Below are 17,149 nucleotides of genomic sequence, written 5' to 3' on the forward strand. Positions count from 1 at the left end.
CTGTGGATCAATTTTATTTGCACATAGTGGGTCAATTCTGTTGACAATCAACACTCTGGATGGAGCATTCTCTTTCGCCCAGGCAAACTACATTGTTGTAATGGTCGGCAAGGAACTGAACCTCGATATGGCGGGGTCTGAGCAACTCTTTTTCAATGTAGCAGGTTGGCGAGTTAAAAGCGAACTTTCCAATCCGTTCAATACGCTGGTATACTTCCGGTACCTTCTCTGGTCCGTTCACCAGCTCTATGCCCTTTCCGCCGCCGCCCCGGTCCAGTTTCAGCAGGAAAGGGTAACCGTGGTTCCGGGCATAATCGTAAATATCCTCCAACTGGTTGATGACATTAATTGTGCCCGGAATGACCGGAACACCGGCTTCATAAGCCAGTTTGCGGCAATAGGACTTGGATTCAATGGCTTGCAGCACGGCAGGAGGAGAACCGATCCAGATTGCACCGGCCATTTCCACTGCGCTGGCGAAAGCAGCATTTTCCGATAAGAACCCGTAGCCGGGGTGAACGGCCCGGGCGCCCGATTTTTGTAAAACGCGGATTAACTCTTCAATATTTAAGTAACTCTTCATTGGATTGGCCGGACCGATGCAATATGTTTCATCGGCCTCTGTCAGATAGGGGGCGTTCTGGTCGGCTTCCGAATAAACGCAGACGGTTTTTATGCCCATTTCCCGGCAGGCCCTCAGAATACGGGCGGCAATTTCGCCCCGGTTGGCTACGAGAATTTTATCAATCACATTTCTCACCATTTGATTTATTATAATCGGGTGAAAAAAGGCCTATGTTTCCAGGATGATCATAGGGGTGCCCAATTGCATTTCATCCCATTCTTTGACCAGGATGCTCTTGACCACACCATCATATTCAGAAAGTACGCTCAACTCGGTTTTCATGCAGTTAAGTACAGCTACCTCCTGTCCCTGGCTGATCCTGTCCCCTTCATTTACCACTACTCTGGCCACAAGACCGGGCATATGGGCTTTAATTACCTGTTCCATTTTATCTCCTCCCTGGAATGATATTGATCTGTTATTGGTTTTACCGGGCACTTAAACTGGCCAATGGGATACCCAGGCGGGTAAACTCGGCCCTGATTTGCTGCACCACCTGTGGCGCATTGGGGGCATCGCCGTGGCAGCAAATTGTGTCGGCTTCCACCGCAATTTGCCGGCCGCTGATCGTGGTTATCTTGTTATCTCTTGCTACCATAACCGCCCTGGCGGCTACTTCTTCTGGAGATCGGGCCTGTTTTTCCCTCTCCAGTACCCAGTTACCCTGGTCATCGTAGCTTAAATCTACCAGAATCTCTGCGGCCATGCGCATCTGTCTGGCCTGACCCATTTCCCAGATCAGGCTCTGGCGGGGTACAAAGATGTACAATTCTGGATTAAAAGCAGCGATGGCGTCCAGGAAAGCCTGGGCATATTTTTCTTCTTCGGAGACCATGCGATAAAGAATACCATGGGGTTTGACGTGCTGTAGCTTGACGCTGCAGGTGCGGGCAATGCCATCCAGGGCACCCAGTTGATAAAGGGTGTCGGCGGTTAGTTCCTCTGGTGTTATATCCAGCCGCCGCCTTCCAAAACCGCGCAAATCCTGTAACCCGGTGTGGGCCCCCACCGCTACGCCGTACTTTTTGGCCAGCAGTACGGTGTTATACATCACCAGCGGGTCGCTGGCATGAAAGCCGCATGCGATATTGGCCGAGGTAATATGGGGCATGACTGCTTCATCGTGCCCCAGCTTGTAACGGCCAAAACTTTCCCCCATGTCTACGTTTAAGTCCACAGTATATCCCTCCGTTATTGTAATGACTTTTCCGAAAGCAGCTCTTGCTGGGCTAAACGGGCCGCAATAGCCTCTTCCTGGGTGCAATAAGCGAACTTAATATAATCACGACCCGGCGTGCCCTGGCCAATTTTCCACAGGTCGGCATAAATAACGTGCAGGGCGCACATGTAACCGCCCAGTGTCGGGCCGTCGGCAATCAGCAAAATTGGGGTGTTGCCGCAAATATTCAGAGCGCCGCGAATGGCGTAGGCATGGTCCAGTACATTGGAGGGGTGACTGCCGGCTACTCCTCCGTCCGGACGGGCAAAAGCCAGATCTTTGGCTTCGGCCAGCCGGTAGGCCGAGCGGTTGGAACTGAGCTGTATTTTAAAGGATGTCTCATAGAGATAGTCCATACCTTCCCGGGTCAGGTAGTCGGGAGCAGCGTTGGGTCCCGGCATGGCCCGCAGCTCCCATTCACGGCTATACTGCGGAATGACGGCATCCTTCAATCTGTGACTGGCCAATTGCTGCAGGCTCTGGGCGGGCCTGCCGAACTGCAGCAAATCGTCTTTCTGCAATTTGCGCCCCTGGTAGCCGCCGTAGCTGCCAAATAAGCAGGTGGATTTGCTGCCCAGGTATAGCGGGACATCAACGCCACCGGCGACACAAAGGTATGATCGAAATCCCCATTCGCCAAAGTGGGAAAAGGTGAGCACATCACCCTTTTGTACAATCAACGGTTGCCACATGGGTACTTTTTGTCCGTTGATGGTTGGTTGCATGTCGCTTCCCGTTATGCTGATCACGGTCTCAATGCCAAATTCAGCCGAGAAATAGCCGCCGGCAATTTCGATACCTGCTTCACCGGGTGGGTTGCCTACCAGCAAATTGCCCAGCCCCAGAGCAACATTGTCGAAAGCTCCCGAAGAAGCCATGCCGTTATCCAGATATCCTATGCGACCCGGCCAATCCTCTACCACGGCTTCTATGCCACCGTTGAGCACTTTGAGCATTTTCAGCCCTCCTTGTAATCATGTAATTAAATGAAAATATTGGGCTTGCCTTACTGCCCTGATTAAAGGGTTTACACCCGGGGCGCTATTTTGCTGGCCGCTTCCTGTTTGGCCTGCAGTTGTTTCATGCCTTCCTGCACCGGGAGAGAATTATAAAACTCCAGCCATTCCTTGACGACAAATTTGCCAGATTGAATGTTGTATTCATAATCGGTTTCCTCGTGAACATGCCGGTAAATCTCCAGCACTTCCTCTTCGCTGCTTTCGTAAAAACGGATCCGGTCGCCCGCCCGGAAGAAGGTGGGGCTTTCTTGGAATAACGGGTGCTTCTGGCTGAATTGGAAGATGGGAATGGTGCGGCCAAATAGCTGGTAGCCTCCTCCTGTGGGGGTAGGGTAAATGTACAGACAGGGACCGCCAATACCTACTGTGCCCTCGGGTGTCCAGGTGCGGGGCGGGTTGTACTTAGGGACAACTATGGCGCAGCGGGGGTCTAGAGGCCAGAAAAAGCCGCCACCCGGCCAGAACCCGTTGCCGCTGTTATACCACTCGGTGCCGCAAATCATTTGCTTTAATTCGCTTACGGTAACTCCATTGCAGAGTGCCATAAACTCAATGTTGTAGCCGTTAATTACATTGGGGGCGTCCGGCCGTACCTCCCGGACATACTTTTCCACCGCCTTTTTGGTCTCGCTGTCTTCAAAAGCAATGGGCAGGGTGATCAGACGGGAGGAAAACTCAATGTCGTTTACATCACCGATGCTTTCTTCTACTTCTTTGATTTCGTCAATTAGCTTGTGCACGGACAATTGAACGGGATCGAAGTGATAAAGGTTGGTGCGCAGGCCGGGGACGGTTTCATAAAGTCCGGGAATTTTTTTGGCCAGCACGGCGCTGTTTACCGTGAGCACCCGGAAGGAGTCCACCAGGTTGAAGCGGGGTACTGAGCCATACTCCACTTGCAAAAAGCCGTCACCGGCCTGGCGGAAAAGGATTTCCGGTCTGGTGCCTGCTTCCGGCAGGTGGGCCAGGATTACATTGTAATCCCTTGATTGCATAATTTTACCTCCTTACAAGGAAATTATATGGTTTATTGAGTTTTTGCTCTGAAAGATTAATTAATAGTTAAAATATTTTAAATATTTTATCATAGCCAAACATTGGAATCCAGAAAAATTATTTTGCATATATCAACAAAAAATTAACTTTGCTTTCGCAGTATACACAATTGTATTGCTTTGATAACACATTTGCCCTGCTACAGTACATTGAGCTAGGTTCCTCTTGCTGGACAGGCAACTGATGCAAGCAGCTAACTGCTGGTTAATATCTTGCAATTCAGAAAACACAAATAATTATCGGGAAGGTTGGACCATGTCTGGAGGGGATAAGGCGGAAATCATGCTGCAGTTATTCCACAACTATGTCCTGGGGGAAATGCTGGCCCGCAATGCGTGCAAGTTTCCGGAAAAGGTTTGTCTGGTGGAAGGGGAGTCCAGGCTTACCTATCAACAATTTAATATCCGGGTCAATCGCCTGGCCCACGCTCTGACCGGGCTGGGGGTGGATCGGGGGGACAAGGTGGCCCTGCTGCTGTTCAACTGCAGCGCCGTGCTGGAGTGCTATTTCGCCCTGGCCAAGTTGGGTGCGGTGGCTGTGCCGGTTAACTTCCGCCTGGCCGGACCGGAGATAGCTTATATAGTGGATAACGCCGACGCCCGGCTGTTTATCCTGGACAGCGCCTTTGAACAGACGGTGGTGGGAATACGGAGCCAGCTGCCCCGGGTGGAGAAGTACATTGTCTGGCCGGAAAATAAAATGCTGCCCGATGCCCTGGTTTATGAGCAGCTGCTGCAGGCAGGTAGCGAGGAGGAACCGGCCCGGCCGGTGCAGGACGACGATCTGCTGTTGATCATGTACACTTCGGGTACCACGGGCAAACCCAAGGGGGCCATGCTCACCCACGAAAACATTTTGGGCAATGTGCTCAGCTGCACGGTAGAAATACCTACTCATTTTGGTTCCCGCTATCTCTGTGTGCCGCCCCTCTTCCATGTGGCCGCCCTGGCCATGGCTATGCAGAATTTTTACCTGGGCGCTACTGTTTATCTGATGAAGGCTTTCGACCCGGCGGCAGTGGTGCGCACCATCCAGGCGGAGCGCATTACCAGCATCTTTTTGGTGCCGGCCATGTGGAACTTTTTGCTGCAGGTGCCGGGTCTGGAAAACTACGACCTGAGCAGTCTGGAAATTGCCATCACCGGAGCGGCCATCATGCCGTTGCAGCTCAAGCAGCGCCTGCTGCAAATTTTTCCCGCTCTTAAGCTGTATGATGCTTTCGGGCAGACCGAGATGAGCCCGGTGACCACATTGCTGACGCCTGCGGATACCCTGCGCAAGGCGGCATCGGTAGGTCGGCCCATTCTGAACACCGAGATCCGGGTGGTGGATGACAACAATAATGACGTGCCGGTAGGACAGGTGGGCGAGATTGTTTATCGGGGTTGGGGTCTGTGCCAGGGGTACTACAAAAACCCGCAGGCCACAGCCGAGGCTATGGCCGGGGGCTGGTTCCACAGCGGCGATCTGGTGCGTCTGGATGAGGAAGGCTTTGTGTATGTAGTGGATCGGAAAAAAGACATGCTGATTACGGGCGGGGAAAACGTTTACCCGGCCGAGGTGGAGGAAGTGCTGTACCGGCATGAAAAAGTGCTGGAAGCGGCGGTATTTGGCATACCGGATGAGCAATGGGGCGAAAGTGTGCACGCCGTGATTGTGCCCAAACCGGGTGTGTACCTGACGGCCGAAGAGATCATCAGCTTTTGCGGCCAGTACCTGGCCGGGTACAAGAAGCCCCGCTCGGTAGAATTTGTGGAAGCGCTGCCCCACAATGCCGCCGGCAAGGTGCTGAAAACCCGCCTGCGGGAAAGGTTTCGCTCCGGTTAGTGGACCGCTCTTGGTAATTAATGCCCCGGGAAGGCGCTGGCTGTTTCGCTTTGGTCGAGGTGGGGTGGTGGAAGTGGGTTCATGGTAAACAGGCCTTTTTCCGCCAGAGCCTTGCCGTGCAGTGTGACATTGCCGTGTAGGATAATTTTCTGCCGGGCGTAAATAGTTTTCAGCAAGTGAGGCTGACCGATGGTTGAGCCAGGCATTATGGTAATGCTGCCCAGGGCGAAAATGTTGCCCAGTATACAGCAGTTATTGCCAACCGTGATGCTGTGGCCCAGTATATTACCCGCTATCAGGCAGTTATCTTCAATATGAATGTCGGCCTCACATTTGATATGACCCGCTACGGTTGTTCCACTGGCGATGTGCTTATCCGGGTAAACAGGCAAATCGGCGCTGGCTGTCTGGAAGGGGCGGTGGTGAGGGTGCGGGCTAGCCTGCAGCAATTGCCGCCAGTTCTCTATCAGCTGTTCCTGGAAAACGATACGGACTGTGGGGGCAAAAAGGATATTCAGCCGGCAGCCGGGACCCAGCAGCAAGGTGCGCTTGCTGGTGGCCTGGGTGACGCTGCTTTGCTGGCCAATGACCATGCTGCCCCCACTATCCAGCCAGCGCATCACTGTCAGATGGCCTGGTAGAGCGACAAATGTGCCGTCTGTAGCCAGGGCGCGTAGCTTAACATTTTCCCGGACCAAAACATTCTGGCGCACATAAAGTTCACTGTGGGCTACGGTACCGCCTAGAAACAGGGCGTTGCCTTTAATCAGGCAGGGATGGGACAACCGGGCCAATCGGTTGAGGATCAAATGGGTATAATAAAGCAGGTATTTTTCCCGCCACAGGCCCTGCTCCAGCTCAATTTTTCCACGGTTGCCCAAATAGTGATGGTTTGTTGCGGCAGCCACCTTTTGCCGGAAAGAATTGCTGAAAACGCGCGGGTCTTTTTCATAATTTATGTCAATATGGTATGGCTCCAGATCGGTGGGCCAAAGTGCCTCACGCAAGGAAGGAAGCAGCGGCAGTCATTACCGAGCTGTAGATGAAATAGTTGAGTATGAGCAGTGGTATGAGCAGCAGGCGTTGCCTGCCTCCGTCAATAACCACCGCCAGACCCATTTCATAAAAGAGAGCCACATTGCCCATAAATTGCCATACTCCATAGGCAATAAACATGGTCACCGCGAATTCATCCATTGCGCCCAGGTAAAACAAAAGCAGTGATACTGCCAGATTGCCGGAAACCAGCAGGGCCGTGAGATAGTAGCAAAGAAAAAGGCCGGTGTCTAATTTTTGCCAGATATTGAGGTGCGGGCTCTGCAAAAGTGGGAGCAGGTATTTGCACATGACCTGGGTGTGCCCCCGGGCCCACCTTTTAATCTGCCGCTTGCGCACCTCCCAGTCTTCCGGGGCCTCTTCATAGCATTCCAGGCGATTGCCGTAGGCGACTTTCCAGCCGTGCAGGTAGAGCTTGGCGGTAAGTTCGGTATCTTCGGCCAGTATTTCGGTGGAAAACCCCCCCAGCGATATTACCAGTTCCCGGCGAAAACCGCCCACCGTTCCGCCGTACTGGACCATCAGCCCCAGGTTGTACCGGGCTTGCTGGTCTATCTGGTACCCGCCGGACCGTTCAATATCGATCAGTCTGGGCAGAAGGGAGCGGTGCAGGTTGACCGGAACCACCCGGCCCATTACCGCTCCCACCTGGGGGTCTTTAAAGCCGGTGACCAGATCGCGCAGCAGTCCTCTGCCGGGCAGGTAATCAGCGTCAAAGATTACCACAATTTCTCCCCGGGCAATCTGCAGGGCTTCGTTTAAGGCGGCCGGTTTTCCCCTGTTGCCGCTATGCCGGTGCAATGGGTGAATCAGCCGGGGATGCCGGCGGTGAAAATCATCAATTATTTCGGCTGTTCGGTCGGTGGAGTGGTCGTTTACCGGCATGATTTCCAGCAGATGGGCTGGATAGGAAAAACGCAAGGTGGCATTTAGTATGTCGGCGGCTACTTTTTCTTCATTGTGCATGGGAATGATTACAGTTACGCTGGGCAGTTCGCTGTCATGGAGATCCTGGTAATAGGGGCGCTGGCTGCCCAGAAGGCGGTTATAAACGTAGATTAGTTTGTCTTATGGCATATACGATCAGGATGACTACCGCAACTGTCAGGTAGGCTTTGAGCAGGGAAATCACGAGAGCCATTTCCATGCTTCCTTTTGCTGGCCTATTTGTAGTGACGTAATGGTAAAAAGCCAGGATAAAGCTGCTTCAAAGAAGAAAAAGTCGCTAATAGGGCTGTATATAAAAATAAACAAAGGCAGAATTGCTTGTCCTGCTCCCTGGGTGCAGAAGAAAAAAAACTGCAGGCGTACAAAACTAAAACAGGCTTCACAAATCGTAACAAACATTATGGTAAAGCCTTTCACCCAGTAGTTAATTGGTAGAAAAGACGATAGCATAAGCGTGCTGGCGGGAAAAACCAGCCACACTACCAGCTGAATTTTCATGTACAGGCGGGAAAGGTGGTTAAGATCATAGGGAAAACGGGAAAAGCATAATAGCCAGAATACAGAGGAAAGCAAAATCAGTAAATTTAGCAGCAGGAAATAATAGGCCGGTTGATATTGATGATACAATATTTTTCTGGCAGTTAACCAGATGATCAGAATTGCTGCCAGCAGGGCCAGCAAATGTTTGTCGTTGGCGCTGGCCTGCCAGAACAGTCCCGGATGCCAGATAGAACCTGCATGTACAGGAATCACCCGGGTTAATCCCAGGTGCTGCAGGCCATTAATGATGGCCAGGCTGAAGATATAGCTTATTGCGTCTACTAACCGATAATGATATGTCCAGCTCAGTAAAGCAACCAGCAACAATGTATTGGCTAAAAAGTGAACGGTCAGCTTTTTTCGGTTGGCCAGAGTGCGGTAAGCGCGATGGGGCGGGACTACTTGCATGGTACATACCTCGATTTTGGGCGCTTTTTAGTATTTTAGTATAGCAGACAAATATTGAACCAAACAATTGTCTATAATTGGTGACATTGCTCAAACCGCCGCTTTTTGAGCAAAATATTGCAGCAGACCAGGTGCGGAAAACCCGGCTGTGAGAAAAATAGGGATGCCGCTAACCGGTGGAGCTTTGTTCTTCGATTAAAGAATATCAGTTTGGGAATAGTGTGTTAATAATATTTTTGATATTCTGAATAAACAGAAATCAATCTGTGTTTTTGCGCCCAAAAAATCCCGGAAAAAATTCATGTACAGGAGGGAGCGCCATGGCCGCCCTTTACCCCCCTTTGACCGAAGAGGATAAACAAAAATATTACGCCCTGACCGATGAAAACCTGGATTTCCTCCGCCGGCGCTACAGCCGTGTAGGCCGCTGGGTGATTGCCGACATCATCCGGCGCAGCGCCTACCGCTATCCGGACAAGCCTGCCCTGATTTACCGCGACCGGGTGCTCACCTACAGCCAGCTGGAGCAGGAGTGTAACCGCTTTGCCCACGCCCTGCTCAATATGGGGCTGCGCAAGTACGACCGGGTGGCTATTTTAGCTCACAACACGCTGGACCACGTGATCACCTGGCTGGGCACGGCCAAGGCCGGCGGGGTGTATCTGGCCATCAACTACCTGCTGCGGGGCAAGGACATCAGCTACTGCATCAACCATTCCGAAGCGCGGGTGTTTGTGGTGGAAGATTCCCTGTACCCCCTGGTGCAGGATGTGCTGGGCGATATGCCCGGTGTGGAGCTGTTTTTGTGGTCGGATCAGGTGGCCGGCCAGCCCGCCCCGGCCGGCTTTACCCCGCTGGCCGGCTGGTACGCCGGGCAACCGGATAGCGAGCCCGGGGTGGAGCTCTCCATACTGGACCCGGTGCAGATGACCTACACCAGCGGCACCGAAACCCTGCCCAAAGGGGTGATCCTGACCAACCAGTCGCTGCTGGCCGAGTACACGGGCTGCATCATCGACGGCGAGTACAGCCCGGAGGATGTCAACTTAAACGCCCTGCCCATTTTCCACTGCGCCCAGCGCGACGTTTTTCTCACCCCCTGCCTGATGCTGGGGGCGACCAATATCCTGCTGCCCCAGGCCGACCCGCAGCAAATTCTTCAGTCAATTGAAAAATACCGGGTGAGCATGTTTTTCGCGCCGCCCACGGTCTGGATCAGCCTGCTGCGCCATCCAGAACTGAACAAGTACGATTTGAGCTCGCTGATTAAAGGCTACTACGGGGCCTCCATCATGCCCGTGGAGGTGCTTAAAGAGCTGCAGCGCACCTTCACCGGCTGCCAGCGCTTTTACAACTACTACGGCCAGACCGAGCTCAGCCCCTACCACACGGTTTTAAGGCCCGCCTTTCAGGTGAGCAAGGCCGGTTCGGCCGGCAAAGGCGGCCTGCACATGGAAACCCGGCTGGAAGACGACGAGCACAATCCCGTCTGCCAGGCCGGTGTGGCAGGTGAGATCTGCGGGCGCGGGCCCCACGTCATGCTGATGTATTTCAAGGAGCCCGAAAAGACCGAAAGCACGCTGGCCCACGGCTGGTTCCACAGCGGAGACATCGGCGTGCTGGATGAAGACGGGTTTGTCAGTGTGGTGGACCGCAAAAAGGACATGGTTAAAAGCGGCGGTGAAAATGTGGCCAGCCGGGAAGTGGAGGAGGTCATCTACTTAGATCCCCGCGTCTCCGAGGTGGCCGTGGTGGGTCTGCCCCACGCCCGCTGGGTGGAGGGCGTGACCGCCATAGTAGTGCCCAAAGCCGGCGAGAGTATCACCCAGGAGGAGATCCTGCAGCTGTGCCGCCAGCACCTGGCCCCCTTTAAGGTGCCCAAGGGCGTGATCTTTGTGCCCGAGCTGCCCAAAACGCCCAGCGGCAAGATTTTAAAGCGCGATTTGCGCCAGGAGTACCGGGACTATTACGACAGTGCATTATAATATTAGCACTGGGGAGCTGTGGGTTTATTTATTCTGAGCAAGCCCGTCTGGAGTGCTAAGAAAATTTCTTAAACAAAGCCAGCAGCTCGGGCAGTGTATCCATGACGTCCCGCTCCGCGCGGACGTCATTTTCTATTTTCTCGGCCATGTGGCAGGCCAGTACTGTGGCTCCCACCCGGCTGACGGCCGCGCGGATGGCCGCCAGCTGGATAACGATGTCCGAGCAGCTGCGGCACTCCTCCACCATTTTGGCCACACCCCGCACCTGGCCTTCTATTTTTTTCAGCCTGGCCAGCACTTCCCCCTGCAGCAGCCGCTGTTTTTCCGCCTGCGGCCCGCCGGTGTCCTGCTTTTCCAGGCAGCTTTCCCGCCTGTGGTTGGTAGTTTTTTGGCGCGGCATCTTGATTCTCCCATCGGCAAAAATATTTTCAAGGTATTTCATATACCCCGTACAGGTATGTACCTATTATATCTCCAGATGCGGGCGAATTGTCAAGGCGGATCCGGAAATAATAGCCCCATTGGCCGGTGCAATTTCTACTGCGTATATCTTGACAGGGCGGTGCCGGCATGCTAATTTAATATTAAAGATACCCATGCCGGTATGGTATATTTGAAGGCGTCGAAATTGCTCTGCCAACCAGACTATTGTAACCAGCCAATTGTTGAGTTAACCCGCAAATTAATTATTTAAATCACAGCGCTATGAGAATCAGGCTGTTCTTTCCAAAACCATACCCCGGCATGGTATAGATAGGAATTCCAAAAAGCACAGGGAGGTAAACAATATGCCAGATCTGCAGAACATTCAGGCCAGCAAAGTGGTGGATGCCCGCGGCACGGCCTGCCCTGGCCCCATTCTGGCCGCCAAGAAGGGCATTGTGGAGGTAAAGCCCGGCGAGGTGATGGAAATTCTGGCCACCGATTCGGGCAGCCAGAAGGACATTCCGGCCTGGGCCAAAAAAATGGGCCACGAGTTTTTGGGCGTGGTTGAAGAAGCGGGCTACTGGAAGCTGTATGTGAAGAGGATGAAGTAGCATGGGTGGGACAACACAGGGCCAGGATTTTTCCCCGAAAATCCTGGCCTTTTCTACAAACAACATTTCCGACCCGGGTGTGGATCTGGCCGGCAGCGCCCACCTGCACTACCCCCCGCAGGTAATGGTGATCAGCCTGCCTTGCAGCAGCGGTGTGCGGCCGGAGTGGATTGTCCGGGCGGTGGAAAAGGGTTTCGATGGAGTGTTTCTGGCCGCCGATGGTGAGGAGTGCGCTTACCTGCCCGATTGTGCCGAGCGCACGGCGCACATTGTGCAAAAAGCGCAACAGCTGCTGCAGAGCCGGGGTCATGATCCCCAGCGGGTGCGCATGGCGGCCATCTGCTCGGTCTGCGCCGAGCCTTTCACCCGGCACATGCAAGAATTTGCCGCGTCCCTGCGCCAGCTGGGGCCGGCCAGGAAGGGATAAAACATGGACTACGATATGCTGGTTGTGGGCAGCGGTATCGGGGGGATGGAGTCGGCCATCAAACTGGGCGACATGGGTTACCGGGTACTGCTGGTGGAAAAGGAAGCCAGTGTGGGGGGCAAGATGATTCTGCTGAGCAAGGTTTTTCCTACTCTGGACTGCTCCAGCTGCATCTCCACACCCAAAATGGCTGCCACCGTGCACCATCCCCATATTGATGTGCTCACCTATTCTGAAGTTGAGGAAATAAATAAAAATCCGGATGGCACTTTTTCCGTCCGGGTGCGGCGCAAGCCCACCTTTGTCGATCCGGCCAAATGCACGGGCTGCCGGCAGTGCGAAACGGTCTGCAATGTGGCCGTGCCCGACCAATTCAACTTCCACCTGGTGGCCCGGCGGGCGGTGTACATCCCCTTTCCCCAGGCTGTACCCAAAAAGGCGGTCATTGAGCGGGAGGGCACTTCGCCCTGTGCGCACACCTGCCCCACGGGCATCCGGGCGCACGGCTACGTGGCCCTGGTGCGCAGCGGTAAATACGATGCCGCCATGGAGCTGATCCTGCAGAGCACGCCTCTGGCCGGCAGCCTGGGCCGGGCCTGTTACGCTCCCTGTGAGTCCCAGTGCAGCCGGGCCCGGCTGGAAGGTGCGGTGCCCGTGCGCCGCCTCAAGCGCTTTGTGGCGGAAAATTATTACGCCCGGCACGCCAGACCGGATGACGGGACAGCGGTCGAGCCCAGCGGCAAAAAAGTGGCCGTGGTGGGCTCCGGCCCGGCCGGGTTGTCGGCGGCTTATTTTCTGGCCCGCCGGGGGCACAGCGTGACCATCTTTGAAGCGGCCGGGCAGCCCGGCGGGATGCTCCGCCTGGCTCTGCCCGAATTCCGCCTGCCCCGGGCCGTCCTGGAGCGGGATATCGCCAATGTCACCGCCCTGGGGGTGGAAATCCGCACCGGGGTGCGGGTGGACGACCCGGTGGCACTCAAAGAGAGCGGCTACGATGCCGTCTTTGTGGCCACAGGCACCCATGGCCAGCGCCGTCTGGGCCTGGAAGGCGAAGACCTGGCGGGCGTGCAGGGAGCGCTGGACTTTTTGCGGGCGGTGCGGGAAGGCAGAGCGCCCGATGTGCCGGGCCGCACCGTGCTGGTGGTGGGCGGTGGCAATGTGGCCATTGATGCTGCCCGGGTGGCCCGGCGCCTGGGGGCGGCCCGGGTGCTGGTACAGTACCGGCGCAGCCGGGAGGAAATGCCGGCCCACGCCTGGGAAATTGCTGCCGCGGAAAAAGAAGGGATTGAGTTCCAGTATCTGGCCCTGCCGCAGCGCTTTACCGGGCGGGACGGTCGGGTGGGGCAGGTGGAAAGTGTGCGCATGCGCCTGGTGCCCAATCCGGAGGGCGGGCGGCCCCGCCCCGAGCCCCTGCCCGGTTCGGAATTCACTGTAGCGGTGGATCTGGTACTGGTGGCCGTGGGCCTTGTGCCCGACACAGCCGCTCTGGCCGCCCGCCTGCCTGTAAACCGGGACGGCACTTTGCAGGTGGACCCCGAGACGCTGCAGACGAGCGTACCCGGCATCTTTGCCGGCGGTGATGTGGTCAGCGGCCCCTCCATGATTGTGCAGGCGGCCGGCCAGGGCCGGCGGGCGGCCCATTATATCGACTGTTACCTGCAGGGCCTGGATCTACAGGCCGCCGCTCTGCCCGGGCAGCTGCCCGCCGTGGATGTAGAAAGGGTGCTGGGCCGCCAGCAGCAGTACACCGCGCTGTCTGTGGCACACGAGGAGCAGCGTACCGGTCCGGACGGCCTGCTGCTGCCCGAACCGCTTTTCAGCGAGCCGGAGGCCAGGCAAAACGCCGCCCGCTGTCTGGACTGCGGGGTATGCTCGGAATGCGGCCAGTGCGCGGCCACCTGCCCGGCCGGGGCCATCGACCTGAAGATGCAGGAAACCAGACAGCAATACACGGTGGGGGCAGTCATCCTGGCTACCGGCTTTAAGCTTTTCCCGGCCGAACAGAAGAAACAGTACGGCTACGGGCGTTTTGCCAATGTGATCACGGGCATGCAGATGGATCGCCTGCTGGCGCCTACCCGCCCGTATAACGCAGTGCTGCGACCCTCGGACGGCAAAGTCCCGGAAAATATTGCCTATGTGCTGTGTACGGGTTCGCGCGATGCCACAGTGGGCAATCAGCTCTGCTCGCGAGTCTGCTGTATGTATTCGGTGAAGCAGAACCAGCTGATTATGGGCGCCCTGCCCCTGGCCGATGTGACGGTCTATTACATGGACATCCGGGCTTTTGGCAAGGGTTACGAGGAGTTTTATCGCCAGGCCCGCGCTATGGGCGCCAATTTCGTCAAAGGCCGGGTGGCCCGCATTGAGGAAACAGAAAACGGCAATCTGCTGCTGCATTATGAGGATATAGATGGGGGCGGGGTGCGGCAAACCGCCGAGCACGATCTGGTGGTGCTGGCAGTGGGCCTGCTGCCCGATCCGCGGGTAAAAGAGCTGTTCGGGAACCTGGAGCTGCCCCTGGATGAACACGGCTTTGTGCGGGAAATGGATGAAGATTTCAGCCCGGCCTGTGCCGGTGCGGCAGGTGTTTTTGTGGCCGGGGCCGCCTCGGGCATCAAAGATATTCCCGATTCCATCCTGCACGCCGGGGCGGCGGCGGTACAGGCCGCGGCCTATGTGGAAAGGATCAAGGTGAGAAAATGAGCGAAAAGCGCATCGGCGTTTATATCTGCCACTGCGGGGGCAACATTTCCGACTATGTGGATGTGCCGGCCGTGCTGCGGGCGGTGCAGGATCAGCCGGGGGTGGTCGTGGCCAAGACTGCCCAGTTCACCTGTTCGGATGCTACCCAGCAGGAGATGATCCAGGACATCCGTGAACAGCAGCTGGATGGCCTGGTGGTGGCCTCCTGTTCGCCCAAACTGCACCTGCACACTTTCCGCGGGGTAGCCCGGCGGGCCGGCCTCAATCCCTACCAGTACACCCAGGTGAACATCCGCGAGCAGTGTTCCTGGGCCCACACCGACGATCCAGCCGGGGCCACCGCCAAGGCCATCCGTCTGGTGCGGGCCGGCATCGCCCGCACTGCCCTGACCCGGCCGCTTCAGCCCCTGCAGGTGGAAACCGTGCCCCGCGTGCTAATCGTGGGGGCCGGGGTGGCCGGACTGCGGGCAGCCCTGGCCCTGGCCGACCTGGGCCTGGAAGTATACCTGTTGGAAAAAGAGGCCCGGCCGGGCGGTCATGTGGCGGCTTTGGGCCCCATGTACCCGCACGGGGTAGGTGGCCGGGAACTGGTACAGCGCCTTTTGGATCAGGTGGCGCAGCGCCCCGGGATCACCCTGCTCACCCGGGCCGCACTGGTGGAAAAACAGGGCAGCATGGGCGACTTTCAGGTCAAAGTGCGCCTGGACGGTGCGGACGGCCGGGAAATGGACCTGCGGGTGGGAGCGATCATCGTGGCTACCGGCTTTGATAGCTACCGGCCGGCGTCCGGTGAGTACGGCTTTGGCAGCCCGGGTGTGATCACTCTGGAGGAATTTTACCGGCTGCTGGATCAAACGAGTGATCCATTGACCGTAAATGGCCGTCCGGTGCACAGTGTGGCCTACATTCACTGTGTGGGGGCCGGCAACGGGACCGAGGCTCCCGTGCCCTACTGCTCGCGCTACTGCTGCAGCGCGGCGGCCCACGCCGCCGCCCGGGTGGCCGAAAAGTGGCCGCAGGTGGGCCAGTACCACTTCTACCGCGACCTGCGCACCTACGGGCGTTACGAAGCGCTGGCCGGGGCCGCCCTGCAGGCGGGCAGCCTGTTCATCCGCTTTCCGGAAGAGGAGCCGCCCCGGGTGCAGGCACAGCCGGACGGCCGGCTAATAGTGGCCGCCCGCGATTTGCTGACCGCGGGCGAAGAGGTGAGCGTGCCGGTGGATCTGGTGGTGCTGGTCACCGGCATGGTGCCGCGGGCTGACCGTACCCCGGGGGAAGTGCTCAAGCTGCCCCTGGGCCGGGATGGCTTTTACAGCGAGATTCACCCCAAACTGCGGCCGGTGGAAACCGTGGTGGACGGCGTGTACATTTGCGGCAGCTGCCAGGGACCCCGCAATTCGGCTGAAAGTGTGACCTCGGCCCTGGCAGCCGCCGCCCAGTGTGCGGCGCTATTGAAAAAAGGCCGGGTGGAGCTGGAACCCCTGGTGGTGGCGGTGCACTCCGGGCGCTGCAACGGCTGCGGTGAGTGTCTTGGCACCTGCCCTTACGCGGCACTGGAACAATCCGGCCCGGGTGTCCCGGTGCAGGTGAACCAGGCCCTGTGCAAGGGCTGCGGCGGCTGTGTACCCCTGTGCCCGCAGGGCGCTCTGGATCTGGAGGGCTACACAGATGCCCAGCTCACCGCCATGATTGATGCCCTGCTAAAGGAGAATCAGACATGATGCGAGACGTGCGCGAAATTATTCGGGAAGAAATGTACTGGCAGGAGCACATCCTGGATCTGCTCAGCCGCCAGGCCCTCACCGTACCCGAACTGGCCGCCGCCCTGGGCCGGCCTTCCCCCGAGGTGATGTTCTGGGTGATGGGCCTGCGCCGGTTTGGCCGCCTGGTGGAAGACGAACTGACCGAAGAGGGCTATTACAAGTACCGGGCAGCGGGGGAGGGAGCATAAATGGCCCTGCAAGTAAACAGCGATTTTATTCGGGAAATAAAGCAGGTGCAGCACAAATTCAACGCCTCGTCCTGCATGAACTGCGGGGCCTGCAGCGCAGCCTGCCCCATGGGTATAGAGATCCTGCCGCGCCGGCTCTTCCGCTATGTGCTGCTGGGGGCGAAAGACAAGGTGCTGGAAAGCAAAGAGGCCATTTTTGGCTGCCTGTTGTGCCGCATGTGCGAGGCAGGCTGTCCGGCCGGCGTGCGCATCGCCGAAAATGTGCGCGCCCTGCGCCGCTATATCAATGAACAGGTTTACCGTTTGGCATAAAAAACCAAAGAAAAACCATAGCAAGGGGTTTTG

General features: G+C 56.6%; 17 protein-coding genes. 8 read left to right on the top strand and 9 right to left on the bottom strand.

The features are described from left to right. Positions 1–31: 31 nt before the first annotated feature. The 5 genes from ACUVTU_RS08330 to ACUVTU_RS08350 all read right to left on the bottom strand — a co-directional run bounded on the left by ACUVTU_RS08330 (position 32) and on the right by ACUVTU_RS08350 (position 3,858). The gene (locus ACUVTU_RS08330) at positions 32–751 is read right to left on the bottom strand and encodes a biotin carboxylase N-terminal domain-containing protein (RefSeq protein WP_445889505.1); all 720 of its coding nucleotides are present in this window, start codon (positions 749–751) and stop codon (positions 32–34) included. 42 nt (positions 752–793) lie between these two features. Then, positions 794–1,012, bottom strand: coding sequence for an acetyl-CoA carboxylase biotin carboxyl carrier protein subunit (locus ACUVTU_RS08335; protein ID WP_445889506.1), 219 nt, complete (start codon positions 1,010–1,012; stop codon positions 794–796). 40 nt (positions 1,013–1,052) lie between these two features. Continuing rightward, on the bottom strand, positions 1,053–1,802 hold the full coding sequence (locus tag ACUVTU_RS08340) for a LamB/YcsF family protein (RefSeq protein ID WP_445889507.1): 750 nt from the start codon (positions 1,800–1,802) through the stop codon (positions 1,053–1,055). Positions 1,803–1,816: 14 nt separating this feature from the next. Next, positions 1,817–2,800: a 5-oxoprolinase subunit C family protein gene (locus ACUVTU_RS08345; protein WP_445889508.1), complete on the bottom strand. Its 984-nt coding sequence runs from the start codon at positions 2,798–2,800 to the stop codon at positions 1,817–1,819. Positions 2,801–2,871: 71 nt separating this feature from the next. Next, a complete protein-coding gene (locus tag ACUVTU_RS08350) occupies positions 2,872–3,858 on the bottom strand; it encodes a carboxyltransferase domain-containing protein (protein WP_445889509.1) in 987 nt (328 codons plus the stop codon). A gap of 316 nt (positions 3,859–4,174) precedes the next feature. On the opposite strand from ACUVTU_RS08350, the gene ACUVTU_RS08355 reads away from it, so the two are divergent. Beyond that, positions 4,175–5,746, top strand: coding sequence for an acyl-CoA synthetase (locus ACUVTU_RS08355; protein ID WP_445889510.1), 1,572 nt, complete (start codon positions 4,175–4,177; stop codon positions 5,744–5,746). Positions 5,747–5,763: 17 nt separating this feature from the next. Here the strand turns inward: ACUVTU_RS08355 and ACUVTU_RS08360 are convergent, their stop codons facing one another. From ACUVTU_RS08360 to ACUVTU_RS08370, 3 genes are all read right to left on the bottom strand, one after another. Beyond that, positions 5,764–6,753 (bottom strand): hypothetical protein, encoded by a 990-nt coding sequence (locus ACUVTU_RS08360; protein ID WP_445889511.1) that lies wholly within the window; start codon positions 6,751–6,753, stop codon positions 5,764–5,766. Continuing rightward, positions 6,746–7,861, bottom strand: a complete 1,116-nt coding sequence (locus ACUVTU_RS08365) for a glycosyltransferase (RefSeq protein ID WP_445889538.1) — start codon at positions 7,859–7,861, stop codon at positions 6,746–6,748. The genes ACUVTU_RS08360 and ACUVTU_RS08365 overlap by 8 nt, the downstream gene beginning before the upstream one ends. A 69-nt stretch (positions 7,862–7,930) precedes the next feature. Then, on the bottom strand, positions 7,931–8,698 hold the full coding sequence (locus ACUVTU_RS08370) for a hypothetical protein (RefSeq protein ID WP_445889512.1): 768 nt from the start codon (positions 8,696–8,698) through the stop codon (positions 7,931–7,933). A gap of 320 nt (positions 8,699–9,018) precedes the next feature. Between ACUVTU_RS08370 and ACUVTU_RS08375 the strand changes: the two genes are divergently transcribed. Further along, on the top strand, positions 9,019–10,683 hold the full coding sequence (locus ACUVTU_RS08375; protein ID WP_445889513.1) for an acyl-CoA synthetase: 1,665 nt from the start codon (positions 9,019–9,021) through the stop codon (positions 10,681–10,683). Between the two features lie 55 nt (positions 10,684–10,738). Here ACUVTU_RS08375 and ACUVTU_RS08380 read toward each other — a convergent pair whose 3' ends face one another. After that, positions 10,739–11,083: a metal-sensitive transcriptional regulator gene (locus ACUVTU_RS08380; RefSeq protein ID WP_445889514.1), complete on the bottom strand. Its 345-nt coding sequence runs from the start codon at positions 11,081–11,083 to the stop codon at positions 10,739–10,741. 388 nt (positions 11,084–11,471) lie between these two features. Here ACUVTU_RS08380 and ACUVTU_RS08385 point away from each other — a divergent pair, with 388 nt between their 5' ends. From ACUVTU_RS08385 to ACUVTU_RS08410, 6 genes are read left to right on the top strand one after another with little or no spacing between them, the layout of a single operon-like run. Then, positions 11,472–11,720 carry a sulfurtransferase TusA family protein gene (locus ACUVTU_RS08385; RefSeq protein ID WP_445889515.1) on the top strand — a complete coding sequence of 83 codons (249 nt, stop codon included), beginning with the start codon at positions 11,472–11,474 and terminating at the stop codon, positions 11,718–11,720. 1 nt (position 11,721) lies between these two features. Beyond that, complete coding sequence (locus ACUVTU_RS08390) at positions 11,722–12,147, top strand: hydrogenase iron-sulfur subunit (protein ID WP_445889516.1); 426 nt, start codon at positions 11,722–11,724, stop codon at positions 12,145–12,147. Positions 12,148–12,150: 3 nt separating this feature from the next. Beyond that, entirely contained in the window at positions 12,151–14,853 is a 2,703-nt protein-coding gene (locus ACUVTU_RS08395) for an FAD-dependent oxidoreductase (protein ID WP_445889517.1), read from the top strand. Continuing rightward, positions 14,850–16,574, top strand: a complete 1,725-nt coding sequence (locus tag ACUVTU_RS08400; RefSeq protein WP_445889518.1) for a CoB--CoM heterodisulfide reductase iron-sulfur subunit A family protein — start codon at positions 14,850–14,852, stop codon at positions 16,572–16,574. Before ACUVTU_RS08395 ends, ACUVTU_RS08400 begins: the two co-directional genes overlap by 4 nt. After that, on the top strand, positions 16,571–16,804 hold the full coding sequence (locus ACUVTU_RS08405) for a MarR family transcriptional regulator (protein ID WP_445889519.1): 234 nt from the start codon (positions 16,571–16,573) through the stop codon (positions 16,802–16,804). Before ACUVTU_RS08400 ends, ACUVTU_RS08405 begins: the two co-directional genes overlap by 4 nt. Then, the gene (locus tag ACUVTU_RS08410; protein ID WP_445889520.1) at positions 16,805–17,116 is read left to right on the top strand and encodes a 4Fe-4S dicluster domain-containing protein; all 312 of its coding nucleotides are present in this window, start codon (positions 16,805–16,807) and stop codon (positions 17,114–17,116) included. Positions 17,117–17,149: the final 33 nt, after the last annotated feature.

The sequence above is a fragment of the Desulfurispora sp. genome, assembly GCF_052744395.1.